The organism is Reyranella sp. (genome assembly GCF_050185545.1).
In the GTDB taxonomy this organism is placed as follows: Bacteria; Pseudomonadota; Alphaproteobacteria; order Reyranellales; family Reyranellaceae; genus Reyranella.
In genome coordinates this window covers 1-20,408 of the sequence record NZ_JBFWZI010000135.1, presented here as the reverse complement: position 1 = coordinate 20,408, position 20,408 = coordinate 1, and the positions used below count along the sequence as shown (strand labels likewise).

Sequence of the window (20,408 nt, the reverse complement as noted above, 5' to 3'; positions counted from 1 at the left end):
ACCACCTCCCGCCGGGCCCCCATGCTGATCCTTCCTGCCATCGAAGACACCAACCCGATTGGCTGACGTCTCCACTGTCATCGGCAGGATCTTGTCCAGTAACATTTCTGCTGAGGCAATGCGCCCCTGATCGGCGTGCAAAAGGGACCCCTTTGCTCGGCGGGATTTGGCGGTAGCGCTCGCGCCGTCGGAGCTGGTCGGGGTTGCGGAGACGGCGCGACCGCGGTTCGCGGAGAGGGCATCGTCGCGGCTCTTGAAGCGCCAGCTTTCATTGCCGGTTTCGACGATATCGCAGTGATGGGTCAGGCGATCGAGTAAGGCGGTTGTCATTTTCGGATCGCTGAACACGGTCGGCCATTCACCGAAGGAGAGGTTGGTCGTGACGATGATCGAGGTGCGTTCGTAGAGGCGGCTGACGAGATGGAACAGAAGCTGGCCGCCGGATTGGGCGAACGGCAGATAGCCGAGTTCGTCGAGGACGATGAAGTCCATCCGGGTAAGGCTACTTAGACGCGGGGAGGAGAGATGGCACGTTTGGTAGTCGTGTCGAACCGGGTACCGATTCCCAAAGCCCGCAGCACAACGGCGGGAGGGCTTGCGGTCGCGCTTCGCGACGTGATGACGGCAGGTTCAATGTGGTTCGGTTGGAGTGGTCGTCTCTCTCATGAACCGTCGAACCACGCATCACTCCTGCATGCACGCGGCGTCACCTACGCTACCGTTGATCTCGCCGCCGAGAACCATCGCGGCTTCTACGTCGGCTTCGCCAACGGCGCTTTGTGGCCGCTGCTCCATTTCCGGGAGGACTTGATGCATTTTCGTCGCGAGGACTACGCCGGGTATCTGAGGGTCAACGCGACTTTCGCGTCGGCGCTCGAGTCGCTGCTCCAGCCCGACGACATGGTGTGGGCGCACAACTACCATTTGATCCCTTTCGGTCGGATCCTGCGAGAACAGGGCTTTTGCGGTCCACTTGGATTCTTCCTCCACATACCTTTCGCGCCCCCTTCGATGTTGGAGGCGCTTCCGGTCGCGCGCGACTTGATGGCGGACCTCTGCGCCTACGAAGCCGTCGGATTCCAGACTGAGGATTATGCACGCGACTTCCGCGATTGCGCTCAGCGCTTGCTGGGGGCGACGGTCGATGGTGAATGGGTGCGGTTGAAAGGCCGACGCTTGCGTGCGCTGGCCGTCCTGATCGGCATCGATGCCGAGGCGTTCGCGCATGATGCCGAGCATGCAGTCCGCGACAAGATCGTGCAACGCGTAGCCGCCAGCCTGTCCGGCCGCCGGCTCGCCATCGGCGTCGACCGCATGGACTATTCCAAGGGGCTGCCAAACCGCTTCGAAGCGTATGGCCGCCTACTCGAACGCTATCCCGAGCACCGTCGCAAGATCCACTTCCTGCAGATCTGCCCACGTTCGCGCGAGGAGGTCGAGGAGTACCGCAAACTTCGCATCGAGCTCGATCGACTGGCGGGCCGCATCAATGGGCGCTTTTCCGAGCTGGATTGGACCCCGCTTCGCTACAACACCCGCGCGACATCGCGCAAGGTGATTGCCGGTCTCTACCGCCTGAGTGGCATCGGCGTCGTGACCCCACTTCGCGACGGTATGAATCTCGTGGCCAAGGAATACGTGGCGGCGCAGTCCCAAGAGGATCCCGGCGTCCTGGTGCTGTCGCAGTTCGCCGGCGCAGCCCGCGAGCTCGGCGAGGCGGTTAACGTGAATCCCTTCGACCCCGATGAGATCACTGATGCGATGCACTTGGCGCTGACCATGCCGCTGGCCGAGCGCCGCCATCGGCACCAGGCGCTAAGGGCGACAATCTTCCGTGCCACTGCGCAAGCTTATTGCCACCGCTTCATCCAAGCGTTGGAGAGGCGCGGTCAGACCAGAGATGGTGGTTGTTCAACTCCGAACTAAAGTACTGATCGTGTGGCGTTCGACTGACCAGCTGCTTCATTGACCATTTCACGAGGCGAGCCATGTTTCTCGAGACTCTGAAATCCGAAGGCCTCGCTCACAACTCCTACGTGATCGGCGAAGGCGATGGGGTGGCTGTCGTGGACCCCAGCCGCGACGCAGAAGGTACATCAATACAGCCAGCGAAAAAGGCGACGCAATCAAGCTGATCTTCGAGACCCATCGGAACGAGGATTACATTTCTGGCGCAAAACAGCTAGCCCAGCGGACCGGCGCCACGGTCTGGCGAGGGGCCAGTCCCGGCTATGCCGTGCCGTATGCGCGAACTGTCGCTGAAGGGCAGCAATTCGATCTGGGAACAGTCCAGCTATGGGCTCTGGCAACCCCGGGACACACCGATGATTCCATCTCCATTGCCTTTACTCATCGCGCCACGGGCGACAGCGCGATCGGCGTGTTTTGCGGCGACCCCCTCTTTGTCGGCGATGTCGGCCGTACGGACTTCTATCCGGAGCGGCGGCAGGAAGTAGCGGGACTGCTCTTCGACAGCCTGCATCGAAAGCTGTTGCCGTTGGGAGATCAGACCGTCTTCTATCCGGCACACAGCACGGGCTCCGTCTGCGGTTCCTGCCGCGACCAACCCCCTCCGGCGCTTTCTCATCCTGATTGTCGCTGGGTTCTCACCTTCATTGTCGTGAGCGTCGAAGCCGCGGCGGCGAAGGCCGGATTCTCGACGGCAACCGGCTACCGGATCGAGGACGATCCGCGCCTGCCCTCGCAAAAGCAGAAGCCGAGAGGCCGACGACGACCCGATCCGCTGGCCCATTATTGGGAAGCCGAGATCGTGCCGATTCTGCAGGGGGGCGCCCGGCATCCGCGCCGTCGCCGTGCTCGACGAGTTGCGGAGACGGCACCCCGAGCTCAATGGCAACGTGCGCCGCATGCTAGAACGGCGCATCAATGCCTGGCGCGCCTGCACGGTCCGGAGCGGGAGGTGATTTTCCGACAGGAGCACGAGCCCGGCCGCCTGGGTCTGTCGGACTTCACCGACACCAGCGCGCTCGGCATCTCGATCGGCGGTGTGCCGCTTGCTCACCGGCTCTATCACTTCCGGCTGGCCTTCTCGGGCTTCGAGCATGCCCACTTGGTGCTGGGCGCCGAGAGCTTCGTCGCCCCGGCCGAGGGACTGCAGAACGCGCTGTGGGCGTTGGGTGGCGTGCCCAAGGTGCATCGCAGCGACAGCCTGTCGGCGGCGTTCCGCAATCTGGCCGCCGATTCCCGGGAGGACCTGACGCAGCGCTATTGCAGCCTGATGGGTCATTACGGCATGGAGCCGTCACGTAACAACGCCGGCATCGCCCACGAGAACGGTTCCATCGAGAGTGCGAACGGCCACCTGAAGAAGGCGCTGGAAGATGCCCTGCTGCTGCGCGGCAGCCGCGACTTTGGCGACCTCGACGCCTATCAGCCTTCGTCGACCAGATCGTCGGGGCGGCGCAATGCCAACAACCGCAAGCGCATCGCCCTGGAGCGCGCCGCTCTGGCACCTCTGCCGCAGCGGCGAACCACCGACTTCGAGGAGAAGGTCATCCCCGTCACCTCGAGCGGCGGCTTCATCCTGCGGCGTGTGTTCTACAGCGTGCCGTCCCGCCTGATCGGCCATCGCCTGCGCGTGGGCATCTACGACGATCGCCTCGAATGCTTCCTCGGCGCAACGCCAGTCGCAACGCTGCGCCGCGGCCGGCCGCTATCGGAGAACAAGGGCGGCCATGTCGTCGACCGCAGGCATGTGATCCACGCCTTGCGCCGAAAGCCGATGGCACTGCTCAACCTGGTCTACCGCGACCAGCTGTTCCCTCGGCCGGCCTATGCTCGCGCCTTCGAAGCCTTGCTCAGCCACGGTGACCAGCGGCGCGCCTGCAAGCTTACTGTCGAGCTGCTGGCGCTTGCCCATGAATGTGCCGGCGAAGCCGAGCTGGCGAGCCTGGTCGGCGCCGATCTCGACGCCGGCCGATTACCCGATCCGGCCGAGCTGCGACGGCGGTTGCGACCTCAACAGGCCGCGATCCCCGCAGTCGCCGTCGAGCTGGCGCCGCTCACGATCTACGACGAGCTCGCCGCGGTCGATGCCACGTCGACACCGCTCACGGCAGATGCAGGCCTGGAGGTCGCACCATGACGACATCCATGACCGTCGACGCTGGCCGCGTCGAGCTGCTGCTCTCCGAGCTGCGCCTGCCGAGCATGAAGGCCATCTGGCCCAAGCTCGCCGCGCAATCCGACAAGGAAGGATGCCCAACGGCCAAGTTCCTCGCCACCCTGGCCGAGCACGAGGCGGCTGACCGCAGCCGCCGCCGCTTCGAGCGCCACCTCGCTGAAGCCCGATTGCCGCCCGGCAATACGCTGGCCAGCTTCGACTTCGAGGGCCACCCCGATGGTCTCCAAAGCCCAGGTCATCGCGCTCAGCTCCGGCGACGTCTGGCTCAAGAGCGGAGCCAACCTGCTGATCTTGGGCCCGCCCGATCTCGCTTCATAGTGCCCACCTCTCAATCACGTTGGAAAGCCAGGGTATTTTGCCGCCGATCGCCAGACGGCGGATGCCGAAGGCGGCGAGCGTCCGCAGCTCGCTTCACGGCTTCGCCCTCGAGATCGGCGGAGTGGATCACCCACGGGGCTGCTTTGCAGTATTGTGTAGCCGGCAGAATTTTTCCCTAAGAGCTGTGGGCATCGGTCTACCGCTGGCTGAGGCGGCTATTGCGGCAGCGGGAGCAGCAGCGGTCTGCTCCGTGAGCGTTACTGCAAGCGCCTCCGGCAGAAAACCTTCGGCGACCCCCGAGTACGTCTCGCGATTCCACCATGAACTTTAGCCGTCACCGACAGACGGGCGAAATGCCCAGGCCGAGACGCCAGCCAGTCGCGCGCCGCTGCCTGCGATGCTACGATCACGCGTCGCTGGAAACGCCCTAGCGGTCGACGTTGTGGATATTCGCGGCGTGCGGCCAGCAAATTTCGAGTGCTATTGTTGGCGCGTCGTCGAGGTCTCAACACATTGGCGGCACCTCGACGCCCGCCTGATCCCCAAATCGGCGGGCGTCACCCTTCCGGGCTGGCGACGCTACGCTTTGAGATTGAGTGCGGACAGCCTGCCGCGCTCGTCTTGAACATCGTAGGTGATCTTCTGATACTCGTTGAGGCCGTTCAGGCCCGCGCGCTCGACGGCGCTGATGTGGACGAACACGTCCTTGCCGCCACCATCGGGTTGAATGAAGCCGTATCCCTTCTGGGCGTTGAACCACTTCACCGTGCCTGTCGCCATGTTCGTCTTTCCGTGTAGCGCGCGAGAGTGCGCGGCGGCAATGTAGCGGTTTGGGTACAGAAAATCCCGGCCGCTGGCGTTGGCGGCCGGGCCTTCGATGTTCGCGGCGCCGCGTGGCTCAGGCGCCCGTCTCGGCGCCCTCCGGCTCGCCCGCCTCGATGCTTTCGGGCGCAACTCCGGCCGCGCGGTTGGCGTCCCAAATTCTTGCCTCCGCCTCGTCGAGCTCGCGCCCGATGTCCTTGGCGTAGCCGAGAAGCGCGCACGCCAAGTAATTCGACCTGATGCCACTGGCGATCGATCTCGTCTGAGACGGGCGCCCTGTGCATTGCTCCGCACCGGTCCGCAAAGGCCTCCAGGAGGCTCGCAGCGAAGACGATGTCAGACTGGATCGTCACCGCGGCGAAGCGGGTCTGTTCGACCCGCTTGAGGGCGGCGACAAGATCGAAGCCAGGCCTTTGGGAGAAAATTGGTGTTGTCACCCATGGCGGCGCCCTCCCTGAGAGGTCCACGCCGTGGCGGCCTGGTCGGGTCGAATGCGATGTGCCCGCCGACACTGGATCGCCTGCGGTCCAGCTCGACGATTGTCCGCAAGTTGTCGCGCTGCGCCGCTGCGCAGGCGGATGGTGTAGATTGGCAGGTAGCCACAATCCCGGAATCCCTTTCCTTCGGGTTGTGGTTAGAGCCGGGCGGGAAGGTAGAAGCTTCCGTCCGGCTCGCTTTTAGGCTAACCTAAATCATGGCCAAGTCAATTAAGGTTAGCCCAAAAAAGCGAGGGCGGCCGGCAACTGGTAAAGACCCGATGATTGGTGCTCGGTTCGACCCCACCGCAGTCGCGGCCATCGACGCGTGGGCTGCCGCGAGCGAGCAACCGATGACGCGCTCCGAAGCCATCCGACGCCTTGTCGAGCTGGGCCTACAGGCGAAGGGCAAGGGGACGTCTTGGCGATGAAGCCCTGCCTTCTCATAATCACAGCGCTAATCTCTATTGCATTTTCGGACTCAGCGCTCTCGCAAAGCGACCAGGATAAAGCTTACTGCCGTCAGCTCGTCGAACTGTATCGTCGCCATGTTCAAAGCGCTCCGGGGCGACGCTACGACGTTGAGGCAACGCTGGCACTCGAGGCCTGTCGCAAGGGCGATCCGGAGGGCATACCCGTGCTTGAGAAAAAATTGCGAGAGAACCGGATAGCGGTGCCGGGCGGAGAGTTCAAACCGTAAGGCACCGGGAGTAGGTCCGAGCCCGCTCCAATATCTGCCCGTAGGACGCGATTTCGCCCTCGAGCCGGGGCCTCCGGAGGGGTCGATCAGTACGGCGGCATCTGGCGTGCCCGAAACCGCAACAAGCGCCACCCTCAGAGTGGAGGCTTGCGCCGCGCCGGGTCGAGTTCACTGCATCTTGGTCGTGATCCGCTCGACATGCACCACGAGCACGCGCTGGGTGCCGAGCGGCGTCGTGTATCGGACGACGCCGTGGATTCCGGGCTTGAGGAAGAGTGTAAAGTGCAGCGGCGTGCCGATCGGCAGTGCGTCCGGCGTGATCCATTCGATCTTCGCCGCCCAGTCGGTCCGATTGTCATCGCGCATGTGGTGGACCATGCGTTGGTTCGCCGGGACGTTCTGGTCCATCACCCAGGTGAAGCGCTCGTGGATCGGGACTTTATCGGCGGGCTGCTTGTCGGCCATCACGCGCCTCCCTTCCCGCTTTTCCCATATCTGCCCGCTGGACGCGATTCGCCTGGGGCGCTAGCGCGACCTGTTCAACGCCCGCTTCGACGTGCTGCTGTACGACCTGACCAGCACCTACTTCGAGGCCGATCGGCCGTTCGGCGAGACCGACAAGCGCCGCTACGGCCACAGCCGCGATCATCGGCCGGATTGTGTGCAGGTCATCATCGCCCTGGTGGTCACGCTCGAGGGACTGCCGCTGGCCTACGAAGTGCTGCCCGGCAACACGGCCCACGTTGCGCGGCTTTTTCGACCGCATCGAGCGGCAGTACGGCAAGGCGCAGCGCATCTGGCTGATGGATCGCGGCGTGCCGACCGAGGCGGTGCTGGCCCAGATGCGCCAGGCCGATCCGCCGGCAATACCTCGTGGGCACGCCCAAGGGCCGCCTGAGCAAGCTCGAAGCGGCGCTGCTCGACAAGCCGTGGCAGCAGGCGCGCCCTGGTGTCAGCGTCAAGCTGTCCGCCGAGGACGGTGAGCTCTACGTCTTCGCCGAGAGCCACGACCGCGTCGCCAAGGAGCGCGCCATGCGCCGGCGCCAGCTCAAATGGTTGTGGGCGCGCCTCGGGCAGATCGCCACCATGCGCATCACGCGCCAGGAGCTGCTGATGAAGCTCGGCGCCGCCCGCGCCCAGGCACCCACGGCGTGGCGGTTGGTCACGGTCGAGGTCGCCGACGACAGCGCCATCTTCAGCTTCCGGCTCGAGCGCACCAAGCTGCGCCGGGCGCGCCGGCGCGAAGGGCGATATCTTCTGCGTACCAATCTCCCCGAGACCGATCCGGCAAAGCTGTGGAGCTACTACCTCCAGCTCGTGCGCATGGAGGAGGCGTTCAAGAACCTCAAGGGCGATCTCGCCCTGCGGGCGATCTTCCACCAGCTCGAGACGCGCATCGAGGCACATATCTTCGTCGCCTTTCTCGCCTATTGTCTTCACGTCACACTGGGACGCCGTCTGCACGGGCTGGCGCCCGGGCTGACGCCGCGCAGCGTGCTCGAAAAGTTCGCCGCCGTGCAGATGATCGATGTCGACATCCCGACCACCGACGGCCGCGAGTTGCACCTGACCCGCTATACCGAGCCAAACCGCGAACTCAGCCTGCTCCTCGAAGCTCAGGTTGCACCTCCCCGCCCAGCCGCCGCCCAAAATCTCCGCTTCTTCCGACAGCGCCGCGCTTCCCCTATAGTGAAGACCCTCGGAGGCTGATCCTTGCGATATCAACACCTTAGCCATCGCCTATCGCCCCAATCCGCGAAGTTCGGTTAGCGGCATTCACGGCTCCCGCCGAACTTGTCGATCTCGCCCGGCTGCCGCATGCGCCGGTCCTGCGAATGAGTGATGCACGAAAGGGCGAACGACGCTCCGAGCGCGACGAGCGCGCTGCAAATCCAATGCTTAGACATCGCGTGCCCAATCCCCCATCGGAACTGCTGGGAACGCCTACGCTGAGCTTTCTACGCCTAATTGTAAGCGCTCCAATTTGTTAAAACCAAGGCGCCACAAGGGCCCGGCCGCGGAGTTGCCGGCCGGGCTCTCCTACTCCGTGTCGGTGTCAGTCAGAATTCGCTCGGCGGTTCGCTCGCAGAGCCACCGGGCCTGGTTAGGTCTTCAAGTAACCAGGATCGGTTTCTCGAGTATTTCTGCGAAGTGCTCTGCGGACAGGGCAGCGGCAGTTCGCACTGCTCGTATCATTCCGGCAATCCCGCCAGCACGAGATGAGCGCCGAACAGCCGGCGCCTGTCGGGATCCTTGAAGGCGTGGCCCTCGGCGAACTTGCGGACAGTGAACTTCGGATCGATCCGCAGCAGGGTCTGGGCGGCCTTGCGCGCCTCTTCGGCCTTGCCGCTGGCGGCGAGGCTTGCCGCCAGGAAGCGCAGGTTGGCGGTGAAGCGCGAATTGAGCGCCGCCGACCGGCGGGCCCACTGCGCCGCCTGGTCGTACTCGCCCGCCGCATAGACGGCCAGCGCCATGATGGCGTAGCTGTAGAACACGTGCGCATCGTACGGCGACAGGCGCAGGCCGATCTCGGCGCGGCGCCGCGCCTCGCGCGTCTCGCCGACGTAGCTGAAAGTGGCGCTGCCGCGCAGCCAGGCGATGGCCGAACTGGGGTTGGCCGCCAGCGCCCGGTCAAACAGCTCGATAGCATGGTCGTAGTCGCGGAACATGAAGGAGCGGACATGGCCGCACAACGACAGCGCCATCGGATCGAAGCGGTCGAGGATCAGCGCCAGCCGGCTCAGCCGGTCGGCCTCGGCGTAGTCGGCGTCCTGGTCGGGCGACAGGCCCTGATCGATGCGCATGCTGTACCAGTTTGCCGCCAGCGCGTGCGCCGTCGCGTATTTCGGATCGAGCGCCATGGCGCGCTGGAACATGCGCAGCGCCTCGGCGAACGGCTCGGCTTCGAAGTGGTACATCAGGTCGAGCCCCCGCAGCACGCACTCGTAGGCATCGAGGCTGTCCGGCCGCTTGCGCAGCACGCGGCGCAGCTCCGATTCCTGGACCTGCGGCGCGATCGTCGCCACCACGCGCGCGCTGAGCTCGTCCTGCAGGGTGAAGATGTCGGCCGCCTCGCCAGCGAACCGGTCGCTCCAGATGCTGGCCCCGCTCTCGCAATCGACCAACTCGGCCGACAGCCGCACCTTGTCGCCCGAGCGCCGCACGCTGCCCGACAGCATGTAGCGGACATGCAGGTCGCGGCGCACCTGGCGCGGCGTCGGCGTGCTGCCGCGATAGCGCAGGGTCGAGCTGCGCGAGATCACCACCAGCTCGGGCAGGCAGGCCAGCGCGGCGATGATGTCCTGCACCAGCCCGTCGCTGAAGTACGACGTCGCCGTCTCCGCCTCCTGGTCGGCGAAGGGCAGCACGGCGATCGACGGCCGCCGCCGCTGGAAGCTGTCGATCGCGGGCAAGGTACGCGGCCGCTTGCCCGCCCCCACCATGTAGGCGTGCACCGGCCGGCTGATGTTGCGCGAGATCGGTCGGGCCGCAGATCAGCAGATTATGGTGGCGGTCGATCCAATCGCCGGCGGCGAGCTTATGGAACAGGGCGCGGTCGAGGCCGCGGACGGCGCGCAGATCGATGTCCTCGATCACGGCGGGCTGGGTTGTGCAGGATCTGCGCCACGCGCGAGTGATCGAGCGCTCCCACTCGCTGCGCCACCATCGCGGCATTCCTCCTTACCGAGACGGCGAGCGCTCCGAGCGCGGCGAGGTCACGCTGGAGGAAGCCGCCGCACCAGTGGCAGCTTGCGCGGCTCGCGCGCATGCGGGATGCGCTCCGGCAGCTCGCTCTGCCCCAGTGTCACGCCGTAGAAGAAGCGCAGGGCACAGACGGTCTGATTGAGCGTCGGCCAGGAGATGCCACGGGCCACGAGCTGCACTTGGTAGGTGCGCACATCCTCGATATCCAGCCGATCGGGCGAGCAGCGAAAATACTGACTCAACTTCGCCACCGCGTAGATGTACGATCGTTGCGTCGCCGGAGATAGATTGCGGACCTTCATGTCCTCGATCATGCGGCGGCGAAGAGGGCTCAACTCGGCCATCGGGTTCTCCTGTCTGCAAGGGTGGGCTTCGACAACCCGCAATCCTTCAGACAGGAGCGCTCTCACGCCAACTCGCTACTCCCCCTACCGCGCCAGCGGTTTAGTTCAATCCGCAGGTCGACTATCGTGGGCTCTCTCTTGAGCAACCAGATGATCGGCAACAGTGGCACCAACATCATGTTTAGCCGCGGTGGGTCGGATACGTATCGGGCGGGTGATGGCATCGACTGGATTTCGCTGTCGACGCTGGGGCTCACCGATGGAAACTCATATGCCGGGGTCGACGGGTTCAACACTATCATCGTCGATCAGCGTACGACAGGACCATTCTCGTACGACATCATCTACGATTTCGATGCCGGCAAGGACAGAATCGACGTGTCCGCCTATGATCTTGGCACCTTTGCCGCGGTTCAGGCCACGGGGGGTCAACGATGGCCTCGGCAACAGCTACTACGCGCTCGGCGATGGGCCCGACTATGTGTTCCTTGTCGGCCTCACTACCGCCGACGTTACAGCAGCAAATTTTATCATCTAAGGTCTGATCGGTTAGAGGGCGTGGAGAGTCGCGTGCCACGCCCTCTCTCAGGTTTGATGGCGGCTGGGTCTCAGTTCGCGGGCGGCGCACCCGCGCCGGCAGGATCGTCAAGCTATTTGACCAGAATCTCGAGGCCAAGGGCTGCATTGCGCGCGGCGGCCAGATGGTCGATGCGACGATCGTGGCGGTGCCGAAGCAGCACAACAGCCGCGAGGAGAACGAGCAGGTCAAGGCCGGCGCCACTCCCGAGGCGTGGCAGAAGCATCCGGCGAAGAACCGGCAGAAGGACAAGGACGCGCGCTGTGGAAGGCATGGCGGCGACCTGACGGGGGAAGTCCGCCTGAAGCACGTCGAGTGGTGCAGAAAACGCCGATGACGGCCACTCACAGCGGCCGAGAGTTTATGAAATGCTACCTCTGATGGCGACGCTCGTCGACAAAATCCGATTCCCTCACTCATCGCAAATCTGTGTTGAAAAGGATCATTCTTCGAGGTGCCCTGAAGCTGAAGCATCCCCATTGCTCGATCAGCCGTCGCCGTGCAACGTGACGGCCAGCAGACCGATGCCAAGCAATCTCGGATCGGCACTCTGACCGTTGTCCTTTGGCGATTGTGGGTGCTCGATCTGCAAATCCAATGGCACGACTTCCGGAGTCAGGATGGCGGTATCGACGGGTATTCGAATCGTCGATGGTTTGCCGGCAGGCAGCTGACCCTGCCACAGCAGTTTTCCGGCGACGCTGATCCGAAGCCCCTGGACTCTCGAAGGGCCCGAATAGGCCGTCATCTCGAGCGTGATTGCCCGGATGACTCCGGTTTTCGGAAGAGGGATCAGGATCGTCGCGCTGTCGCCCTCGGTCCATGTGCCCCAGGACTCCGGCCCGCTCCAACCGGCGTATAGCCACTGTGCGGCCGGCTCGCCTCGGGCCACCCGTTGGCGTACCCCGATGCCAATGTGCCTGGGCGCGAGAAAGGCCACTTCCTCAGAGGGGGCTTCGGTCGATCGAAGCCCCCTGCAAACGAGAACGGAGCCAATGGCATCACACCGACGGCGCCGATAGATGGCAACGAGGTCACGCGGAGCCAGAGAATCGCGAAACAGCACGTCGTTGACGTTGGGCAATGGTTGATCGATGGCAATACGTCTCGAATCGCAGTCATTCATGGCGCCGCGTGCGAGGGGAGGCTGATGGACCGTTCCACCCCTGCGAATGACCTCCAAGGCAACCGCTTGGGCGAGATCTCGGTCGCCGGGTCGTACGCAAAACCAGCTAGGCCGCAACCTGACATCGCTGTCCAGGGCGCCGGCGGCACGCAGGGCGTTGATGCTCGGCGGCGGTGCTGGACTGGCATGAAGCATGTCGCGAACCCGATCCCGCAAGGCCGCCGTATCGGCAACCTGGAGTGCCAGCGCTGCGGTAACGGCGAGACCGGCGAGCCTGGGGTTCGCTCGCGCCTCACCATACACGATTGGGGCGGCGACGAGTGCGTAGATCGCCGGCCATATCATTCTGCCGCCGCTGCGGAGTTGTTCCAGGAGGAGGTCCAATGGCGGCGGGACCGCCAACGAGATCAGCTTGGTCTGACCCAGCCAGACATTCGGAAAGACGGCGAAGGCTGCCAGACCGAGCAGAACAACGACGAGCGGCCAGAACTTCCAGGGCGTGCCTGCGGCAACAGCGAGTGAACCGCCTTGACTGGCGTTGAGCGGCCGGCGCCGTACCGACGGCGCGGTGGCGAAAACACGCGCCGCCGCAGAGGCGGACAATCCTAGGACCAAGAGGACTCCAAGCCCCAGATAGGCCATGCCTTCATATTGTCCGCCGGTGGCGTCGATCGAACGGGATGATGGCCATAGCGCGGAGTATGAAAAGTCAAACGGTGCGAGCACATTGAAGCTGTAGTGCCCGGCAGGAGAGGCGTGGCGCCCCATGGTCACCCCCGACTCGGGCGGGGGCAGGAGCCCTATGGCGAATGCCGCGCCCGCGGTGGCCGCGATCAGGGTCGCTCCGAATGCCAGGGAAGGGAAAAGCTTGCCTGCCCTCAGCAAGACGAAGCTGCCGACCAAGCAAAGGGCCATGACGTTGACGGCGAGATAGACGTGGGTTGCCACGCTCACCACGCACAGCAGGATCGCCCCGGCGCCATCATGACGGCCGACGCGGTTGGCCCTGCACCAACCGAAAGCCAGCCCGAGCGCCAGCAGGATCTGCCAGTGCCAGGTCAGGGGGAGATGCTGCGCTAACAAGCGGAAGCACCAGGGTGGCATCCAGGCCACCAAGAGCGCACCCGGCAGCAGCACCGCCCAATGAGTGATCCCGGCGCGCCGTAGGGCCCAGCCGGCCGCCACGGGTTGGAGCACCTGTCCGATCAAGATCGCTGCCGCGAACGGCGGCACAATGGCTGCAGGCGTGCCGAGCGCTTTCAGCACCATCATCAACACAGGCATGCTGTCGGTGTAGGCGATGGAAATGGGGCGGCTATCCGACAAGAGATGGGCTGTTGCCGCCGCCGGCCAACGCCACACATCCTTCAGGAAGGCCTCTGCGCCGATTAGCCCGGCCGCGATATCACCGGGAGGTTGCCGCCATATCGGCGAATCGGCGGCCCACAGGATTGAGCCACAGAGCCACACCGCATGCATCGCGCCAATGAGACCGAGCAGCAAAGGCGAATACCTGATCCATGGACCAACGCTCAGTGCTCCGCAGCTCAAATTGCGACCCTTAGAACTAGGGAATTCCGACACGGATACGACAATTCGACGGGCGTGTCTCTATTCAACAATAGGGTCATGTATGTCAATCGGTATTCAAACGGGACCCCTGATCGGCATGCGCCAGCCGCCCTGGAGCGCGTGCGGCGCAGGCTCGCCGGAGCCGACGATGGCAACCGGCAGATGGTCGACATCCTCGCCGCGGTGCTGAGCGATGGGCTGGCGGCGGTCGAAGCCACCTGCGCCGAGGCACTCGCCCACGGTGTCCATTCCGCCGACGTCGCTCTCAACATCCTCGCTCGTCAGTGCGAGCCTGACCCACCGGCCACCATCCTCACGCCGGGTGCGCTGAGTAGGCAAGGCCGATGCCCCGGCGAAGGCCGACAAACAACGCAAGCCACCGCGTGCCTCGAGCACCGACATCGATGCACGGGTGATCAAGTTGGCCGATGGTGGCTTCAGGCCGGCTTACAACATGCAGATTGCCAGTGTCGCCGGCGAGCAGATCGTCGTGGCGGTCGACGTCTCGACGCTCGGATCGCGGGCTGGCGCGGCCGATGCTGGAGCAGATCGACGAGACCTACAGCAAGATGCCGACCAGGCACTTGATCGACGGCGGCTTCACCAAGAACGACGATATCGAACGGGCCCATGGTGCCAACGTCACGATGTACTGCCCGCCAACCACCAACAAGCACAAGACCGATCCGTTCGAGCCGCGCGATGACGACGGGCCGGGCGTCGCGCAATGGCGCGAACGGATGAAGAGTGAGGCTGGACAGGCGATCTATCGCCTGCGCGCGATCCACGAGTGCATCAATGCTCGCTTCCGACAATGGCGCCTGACCCAGCTCACCGTGCGCGGCAAGGCCAAGGCCATCGTCGTGCACACCTGGGCCACTGTCCTCGACGCCGCCACGATCCCAAAATGACCACCGCCTTGCTCGATCGCCTGACCCATCACTGCGATATCGTAGAAACCGGCAATGAAAGCTGGCGCTTCAAGAGCCGCGACGACGTTCTTTCGGCAAACCGCGCTCGCGCCGTCTCCGCAACCCCGTCCAGCTCCGGCGGCGCGAGCGCTACCGCCAAATGTCGTCGGTGAGATCTGGGTGAACGGAAACGGTAGCCAAACGCACACTGGCACTGGCGAGGAGGACGTCCTGACCGGCGGCAACGGCAACGACACAATCGATGGCGGCGCCGGCAAAGACATCATCTCGGGTGGCAACTGCAAGAATAGCCTGACCGGGGGTCAGGAAACGACACGCTGACAGGCGACAATGAAGTCGAGAGGATTTGTCCTCCCTGGTTGTGCTGTTCCTTTGTTCGGTTGCCCCGGAGCCCGTTCCTTCGTCCCGGCCCACGCACAGCGCACGCCGGCAGACTTGGGCACGCCGGGGGACGACGCCATGGTGCGAGCGCGCCGACGTTCGAACTCGGCGGGTGATAGATGGCCGAGTGCCGAGTGGTGTCGCCGGGGATTGTAGAAGCCTTCGACGAACTGGAAGATGGCAGTGCGTGCTTCGGCTTGGGTCTTGAACCTGTAGCGAGCCAGCAGCTCGCATTCCAGCGTGGCGAAGACGCTCTCAGCCATGGCGTTGTCGTAAGCGTCGCCGACCGACCCCATCGACGCACGCCCATCTCGCGGCAGCGTTTGCCGAAGGCCAGCGAGGTGTACTGCGAGCCTTGGTACGCTCCAGGTCGGCACGTAGGTGATGTCGGCCACCCACAGCACACTGGGCGCCGTGGCGACGAAGTTGCGATCGACCAGATCGGGAGCCTGAGGGGCGCCATCGCGTACCGTCGTCGTCACGAACCGCCGACGGCAGACGCCCCGCAGTCCCGCCCCCTTCATCAGGCGGGCAACCCGCTTGCGGCTGACCGCGTTGCCGTTCGCTGCCAACTCGGCATGGATGCGCGGCGAACCATAGGTGCCGCGCGAGGCGGCATGGATGGCGTCGATCCGCTCGATCAGCGCCCGTCGCTTGTGGCCCGTGCCGATGGCGCATGCGCCGACCACGCATAGTACCCGCTGGTGGAGACACCCAGCACTCGGCACATGGCGGCATTCGGATACATGGCCCGGTGCGCGCTTACGAATCGGAATCCTTCGACGGAACCGCCTTCGTCTCCCGCGCGAACCAGGCCGCGGCTTTTGACAGGATCTCGCGCTCGAGCTTGAGCTGCTTGTTCTCACGCCGAAGCCGGCTCAGCTCCTGCCGCTCGACTGTCGTCAGGCCGTTCGAGCCGCGGCCTTCGTCTCGGCCGCCTGCGCGACCCAGTTGCGGATCGTCTGCGCCGACGGCTCGAACTCCCCCGCCAATTCTTCCGGACTGCGACCGGCCCTGACAAGCTCGACCATCTGCTGTCGGAACTCGGGCGAATAGGGAACACTCTTCTTGGCCATTGCGGACTCCTGGAACACAAATGTTCGGGTGTCCACGAAAACGGGGCAACTTCAGGAAACGCTTCCGGGGGCCAGCAGGTCGGGGGAGTAGCGGCCACCCCTGCCGCCTCGCCTTTTCCTAGATTGGCTCCGGCGTTTCTGAGGGTAGAATTGTGTTTTCAAGTCCTGCTGCCGCATGGGTGAGTCTGGACCGATCAGTGGCAACCTTCCGACGCCAAATTAGGACGCTACCGGGCAAGAGGCTCGCATGGACTGGACTTCCGGCTACATCACCGATCTCGAATACACCCACGGCTATTATCGCGAGCTGCATCCCGACATCCTGCGACTGGCCTGTCTTTATGCCGGGGTGGCGCCGCCGCTGGGCGACCAGCTCACCTACCTCGAGCTCGGCTTCGGCCAGGGCCTGTCGATCAACATCCACGCCGCCGCCAACACCGGCCAGTACTGGGGAACCGACTTCAACCCCAGCCAGGCCGCCCATGCTGGCGCCCTCGCCGCCGCAAGTGGCTCCGGCGCGCGGCTGTTTGACGAGGCCTTCGCCGACTTTGCCAATCGGCCCGATCTCCCCGACTTCGACGTCATCGCCCTGCACGGCATCTGGACCTGGATCTCGGCGGAGAACCGCCAGGTCATCATCGATCTCATCCGGCGCAAGCTCAGAGTCGGTGGCATCGTCTATGTCAGCTACAACTGCTTCCCCGGGTGGGCGCCGGCCGAGCCGCTGCGCCACCTGATGACGCTCCATTCCGACCTCGCCGGATCGGACGCCGCTGGCATGATCGGCAAGGTTGAGGGGGCGCTGAAGTTCGCCAGGAGCATTGCCGATTCGGGCGCGCTCTACTTCGAGCTGAACCCGGCCGTCATGGAGCGCCTCGAGCGGATCACCGATCAGCCTAAGAACTACCTGGCGCACGAGTACTTCAACCGCGACTGGGATCTCATGGCCTTCTCGGAGGTCGCCCGCCTGCTCAACGACGCCAAGCTCACCTTCGCCGCCTCGGCTCACCTCACCGATCATCTTGACGGCATCAACCTGACGCCGGACGGCGCCGAGCTGCTGGCCGGCATCCAGCACCCGGTGCTGAAGCAATCGGTGCGCGACTATCTCGTCAACCAGCAGTTCCGGCGCGACATCTTCGTCAAGGGCCTGCGCCGCCTGACGCCGATCGAGCGCTCCGAGCTGATGCAGGGCCAGGGCTTCATGCTGACGACGCCGGTGGCCGACGTACCGCTCAAGGTCCAAGGCGCGATCGGCGAGGGCACGCTGCAGGAGCACATCTACAAGCCGCTGCTCGAGGTGCTGGCCGAGAACGACTACCAGCCGAAATCGATGCTGCGCATCGCCGGCCATCCCAAGCTGAAATCGCTCCCGCCGCCGCATGTTGCGGAGGCGCTGATGGCACTGAGCGGCATCGGCCACGTGACGCCGGCGCGCGTCCCGACCGCCGCGACGCGGGCCAACAGCAAGGCGCTCAACAAGGCGATCTGCCTACGCTCCCGCAGCACCGCCGACATCAATTACCTGGCCTCGCCGGTGACCGGCGCCGGCGCCGCCGTCGGCCGCATGGAGCAGCTCTTCCTGCTCGGCCTCGGCCAGGGCAAGAGCAGCGCCGCCGACCTGGCGGGGCATGTCTGGGGGATTCTGCAGATGCAGGGCCAGCGCTTCATCAAGGAGGGCAAGACCCTGGAGGCACCCGAGGACAATGTCAGCCACCTCTCCGGCCTGGCCCAGATCTTCCTCGACAAGCGCCTCGACATCCTGAAGGCGCTCGAGATCGCGTAGTCGTTTCCACGCTTTCGCGGACGCGAAGGTGACCGACGGCTGGCTGGCCGGAAGCATGGCGACGACCAGGCTGGCCACCATCGCCGGCCACGAGCGCGCGCGCCGCGTCCAACGCCCGCTGCGCCGCGTCGATCGCGGCGAGGACCTGCGCGCGCTGGTCGGTGGGCTGGCTCATCGGCGCGCTCCCCGTGCGCGAATGTCGGCGACCAGGGCCACACCGGCGTCACGTTCAGCAGCTCGGCGATCTGCGCCGTGGTCGCCACCGCATCCGGCAGCGATGTAGCGGACGGACGCTGATCAACAATATCGCTCCGGCGCGGGAGGGAACGGCGCCTTGCACTCTTGCGCAGGTTCAAGTCAGAGATATGTCATATTGCACGATAGCAATCGGGTGGCCGGACCGTCGGGCCTGCCGCCGAACACCACATACGCCCCTCCGGCGCTGTTACCGCCGTCGTCGTTGCCGGGCGCCCCGACGATCAGGTCGTCGAAGCCGTCGCCGTTCACGTCACCCGCCGCCGAAGTGCTGGAGCCTGCCCGGTCGTGCTGGACATCGCCCTGGATGAAGAAGCCGGCCGCTGCGGCCAGGCTGCCAAGGTCGACGACCCTGCGGCCGTCGACGAGGCTTCCAAAGCCCTCCGCTCGGCCGTACACGACGTAGGCCTCGCCAGCATCGACGCCGCCATCGTTGCCCAGCCGGCCGCCGACGATCGGGTCGGCATGGCCGTCGCCGTTGACGTCGCCCGCCGACGATACGCTTCAGCCGCGGCCGGCGCGCCGACGAAGAGGTCGTCCAAGCCGTCGCCGTTCACGTCGCCCGCGGACGACACGCTTAGCCCGGCATTGTCGCACGCCGCGCTGCCTCGGATGACGAAGCCGTCCGCAGGCGCGAGGCTGCCGAGGTCGACCACCGCGCGCGCGACGAGGCTGCCGAAGCCCGACGCCCGGCCGAGTACGACATAGGCCGCGCCGGCATTGCCGCCGCCATCGTCGTCGAACGGCACCCCGACGATCACGTCGGCGTAACCGTCGCCGTTCACGTCGCCCGCCGCCGACACGCCCCAGCCGGTATTGTCGGCAGCCCCGTCGCCCTGGAGGACGACGCCGTCGGTCGGCGCCAGGCTCGTCAGGTCGAGCACCGCGCGGCCGTACTCGAGAGTCCCGAAACCCGACGCCCGGCCGAACACGACATGCGCCTCGCCGGCGTCCCCGCCGTCGTCGTCGTCGGTCGGCGCCCCGACGATCACGTCGGCATAGCCGTCGCCGTTCACGTCGCCCGCCGCCGACACGCTCCAGCCGGCCTCGTCGCCGCGCACGACGAAGCCGATGAACGGGGCGAGGAACGTCGTATCGACGCGGAACGATCCGTCACCCTCGCCGCCGCCGCGGGTCGCGGTGAGGATGTTCACCGTCACCGTCGTCGCCGTGCCGTCTGCGCTGGTCACCACGAAGCTGTCGCTGTGGGGCATGCCGCCGGCGAGCGCGTCGGGCGGCACGGTCACTGTGTAGTGCCATATCCCCGCCGCATCGATCGAGAACGTGCCGTAGATCCCGGCCGTCGCGGTCTGAGCCGCGAATGCCGCGCCGGGCCGTCGACATCGCTGATCGTCAGCGTGCCGCCCGCCGACCGCTCGGCGTCGGCGCTCGACACGGTCGCCACCGCCGGCGGCAGCACCGCTGCGTCGTTGCGGCCCTCGATCGCGACCAGCACCGTGTGCGTCGTACCGTACGCCGTCGTGACGGCGATCCTCTCCACCAGCGTGTCGCTGTCGTTCAGTCCCTGCACCGCTGCGTCGTCGTCGTCCAGCACGTAAGTCCACGATCCGTCGACGGTGATCGAGGGCCGAATCCGTGGTCCTCGCCGACCTTCAGGACGGCCGGCGACCTGTGGCCGCCACGGGCATTGGGCGCCGGAACGGTGACGGAAAAGGGCGGCCTCCTGAACGGGGCCGCGGGTGTGGCGACCGCCATGGGCGACCTCGATAGAGCGAATGTCGGCGATCCGCCCGCCTTGCTGCCCCGGCTGCGCTGCTTCTCGACGTAGTGCAGCGTCACGGCTACCTTCGACATCAGGGTTGTGATGTCCTGGCCGGCGGCCGTGTTCTGCGCGCCGGCTATGATGTCGACCGGCATCGGGCCGACGGGCTCCCCGCGCACCAGCCGGGCGCGAATCTGCCCGCCCAATAGGCCAGGCCCGCTGCATCCGGCAGCCGGGCGAACAGATTCGAGTAGATCTGGGCCACGAAGCCGCCGATTGCCCCGTCGTCCGCTGCAAGGATCGGCCAGGAGAGGATAGAGCGCCGTCGCCTCCTCGCTCGACCGGAACGAGCCCGCCAGGTCGGCGAGCAGCGCCGCGGGAGTGCGCGACACGCTCGCCTGGTCGAGCATATCGAGCCAGAAGTCGAAACCAGCCCGGTCCGCCGCCCGCCCGAGATACGCGACATAGATC

At 65.3% G+C, this 20,408-nt stretch carries 14 protein-coding genes and 8 pseudogenes; 10 read left to right on the top strand and 12 right to left on the bottom strand.

Annotated features, from left to right (window positions below; genetic code table 11):
• Positions 1-246: 246 nt before the first annotated feature.
• Positions 247-501 (bottom strand): annotated as a pseudogene (locus tag AB7O82_RS27320) (ATP-binding protein); the annotation flags it as partial.
• A gap of 24 nt (positions 502-525) precedes the next feature.
• On the opposite strand from AB7O82_RS27320, the gene AB7O82_RS27315 reads away from it, so the two are divergent.
• The 3 genes and pseudogenes from AB7O82_RS27315 to AB7O82_RS27305 form a co-directional block, all read left to right on the top strand.
• On the top strand, positions 526-1,926 hold the full coding sequence (locus AB7O82_RS27315; protein WP_428620609.1) for an alpha,alpha-trehalose-phosphate synthase (UDP-forming): 1,401 nt from the start codon (positions 526-528) through the stop codon (positions 1,924-1,926).
• 82 nt (positions 1,927-2,008) lie between these two features.
• Positions 2,009-4,105: an IS21 family transposase gene (istA, locus tag AB7O82_RS27310; protein WP_428553893.1), complete on the top strand. Its 2,097-nt coding sequence runs from the start codon at positions 2,009-2,011 to the stop codon at positions 4,103-4,105.
• A pseudogene (locus tag AB7O82_RS27305) lies at positions 4,102-4,447 on the top strand (ATP-binding protein); the annotation flags it as partial. The gene istA and the pseudogene AB7O82_RS27305, both read left to right, overlap by 4 nt.
• Positions 4,448-5,041: 594 nt before the next feature.
• Here the strand turns inward: AB7O82_RS27305 and AB7O82_RS27300 are convergent.
• The 3 genes from AB7O82_RS27300 to AB7O82_RS27290 all read right to left on the bottom strand — a co-directional run bounded on the left by AB7O82_RS27300 (position 5,042) and on the right by AB7O82_RS27290 (position 6,925).
• On the bottom strand, positions 5,042-5,242 hold the full coding sequence (locus AB7O82_RS27300; protein WP_428553885.1) for a cold-shock protein: 201 nt from the start codon (positions 5,240-5,242) through the stop codon (positions 5,042-5,044).
• A 118-nt stretch (positions 5,243-5,360) separates the two neighbouring features.
• On the bottom strand, positions 5,361-5,510 hold the full coding sequence (locus AB7O82_RS27295; RefSeq protein WP_428553888.1) for a hypothetical protein: 150 nt from the start codon (positions 5,508-5,510) through the stop codon (positions 5,361-5,363).
• A 1,118-nt stretch (positions 5,511-6,628) separates the two neighbouring features.
• Entirely contained in the window at positions 6,629-6,925 is a 297-nt protein-coding gene (locus AB7O82_RS27290) for a hypothetical protein (RefSeq protein ID WP_428553890.1), read from the bottom strand.
• Positions 6,926-6,989: 64 nt separating this feature from the next.
• Between AB7O82_RS27290 and AB7O82_RS27285 the strand changes: the two are divergent.
• Positions 6,990-8,150: pseudogene (locus AB7O82_RS27285) on the top strand (IS1634 family transposase); the annotation flags it as partial.
• A gap of 502 nt (positions 8,151-8,652) precedes the next feature.
• Here the strand turns inward: AB7O82_RS27285 and AB7O82_RS27280 are convergent.
• Positions 8,653-9,915 carry a CadC-family transcriptional regulator gene (locus AB7O82_RS27280; protein WP_428620607.1) on the bottom strand — a complete coding sequence of 421 codons (1,263 nt, stop codon included), beginning with the start codon at positions 9,913-9,915 and terminating at the stop codon, positions 8,653-8,655.
• A 282-nt stretch (positions 9,916-10,197) separates the two neighbouring features.
• Positions 10,198-10,509: pseudogene (locus AB7O82_RS27275) on the bottom strand (site-specific integrase); the annotation flags it as partial.
• A 701-nt stretch (positions 10,510-11,210) separates the two neighbouring features.
• On the opposite strand from AB7O82_RS27275, the gene AB7O82_RS27270 reads away from it, so the two are divergent.
• Complete coding sequence (locus tag AB7O82_RS27270; protein WP_428551556.1) at positions 11,211-11,423, top strand: hypothetical protein; 213 nt, start codon at positions 11,211-11,213, stop codon at positions 11,421-11,423.
• Positions 11,424-11,573: 150 nt separating this feature from the next.
• On the opposite strand, the gene AB7O82_RS27265 is transcribed toward AB7O82_RS27270, so the two are convergent.
• Positions 11,574-13,715, bottom strand: coding sequence for a hypothetical protein (locus tag AB7O82_RS27265; RefSeq protein ID WP_428551553.1), 2,142 nt, complete (start codon positions 13,713-13,715; stop codon positions 11,574-11,576).
• A gap of 147 nt (positions 13,716-13,862) precedes the next feature.
• Between AB7O82_RS27265 and AB7O82_RS27260 the strand changes: the two are divergent.
• From AB7O82_RS27260 to AB7O82_RS27245, 4 genes and pseudogenes are all read left to right on the top strand, one after another.
• A pseudogene (locus AB7O82_RS27260) lies at positions 13,863-14,114 on the top strand (IS21 family transposase); the annotation flags it as partial.
• A 34-nt stretch (positions 14,115-14,148) separates the two neighbouring features.
• Positions 14,149-14,695 (top strand): annotated as a pseudogene (locus AB7O82_RS27255) (transposase); the annotation flags it as partial.
• A pseudogene (locus tag AB7O82_RS27250) lies at positions 14,683-14,868 on the top strand (ATP-binding protein); the annotation flags it as partial. The pseudogenes AB7O82_RS27255 and AB7O82_RS27250, both read left to right, overlap by 13 nt.
• Positions 14,869-14,875: 7 nt before the next feature.
• Positions 14,876-15,037: a hypothetical protein gene (locus AB7O82_RS27245; RefSeq protein ID WP_428620605.1), complete on the top strand. Its 162-nt coding sequence runs from the start codon at positions 14,876-14,878 to the stop codon at positions 15,035-15,037.
• Between the two features lie 152 nt (positions 15,038-15,189).
• Here the strand turns inward: AB7O82_RS27245 and AB7O82_RS27240 are convergent.
• Positions 15,190-16,173, bottom strand: a pseudogene (locus AB7O82_RS27240) (IS3 family transposase); the annotation flags it as partial.
• A 247-nt stretch (positions 16,174-16,420) separates the two neighbouring features.
• On the opposite strand from AB7O82_RS27240, the gene AB7O82_RS27235 reads away from it, so the two are divergent.
• A complete protein-coding gene (locus AB7O82_RS27235) occupies positions 16,421-17,959 on the top strand; it encodes a class I SAM-dependent methyltransferase (protein ID WP_428551547.1) in 1,539 nt (512 codons plus the stop codon).
• A gap of 357 nt (positions 17,960-18,316) precedes the next feature.
• On the opposite strand, the gene AB7O82_RS27230 is transcribed toward AB7O82_RS27235, so the two are convergent.
• The 4 genes from AB7O82_RS27230 to AB7O82_RS27215 all read right to left on the bottom strand — a co-directional run bounded on the left by AB7O82_RS27230 (position 18,317) and on the right by AB7O82_RS27215 (position 20,403).
• Positions 18,317-18,466 (bottom strand): integrin alpha, encoded by a 150-nt coding sequence (locus tag AB7O82_RS27230; RefSeq protein ID WP_428551544.1) that lies wholly within the window; start codon positions 18,464-18,466, stop codon positions 18,317-18,319.
• Positions 18,463-19,491 carry a VCBS domain-containing protein gene (locus tag AB7O82_RS27225; RefSeq protein WP_428551565.1) on the bottom strand — a complete coding sequence of 343 codons (1,029 nt, stop codon included), beginning with the start codon at positions 19,489-19,491 and terminating at the stop codon, positions 18,463-18,465. The genes AB7O82_RS27230 and AB7O82_RS27225 overlap by 4 nt, the downstream gene beginning before the upstream one ends.
• On the bottom strand, positions 19,458-19,769 hold the full coding sequence (locus AB7O82_RS27220) for a VCBS domain-containing protein (protein WP_428551562.1): 312 nt from the start codon (positions 19,767-19,769) through the stop codon (positions 19,458-19,460). The genes AB7O82_RS27225 and AB7O82_RS27220 overlap by 34 nt, the downstream gene beginning before the upstream one ends.
• A gap of 304 nt (positions 19,770-20,073) precedes the next feature.
• Positions 20,074-20,403 (bottom strand): DUF4214 domain-containing protein, encoded by a 330-nt coding sequence (locus tag AB7O82_RS27215; protein WP_428551559.1) that lies wholly within the window; start codon positions 20,401-20,403, stop codon positions 20,074-20,076.
• Positions 20,404-20,408 lie beyond the last annotated feature (5 nt).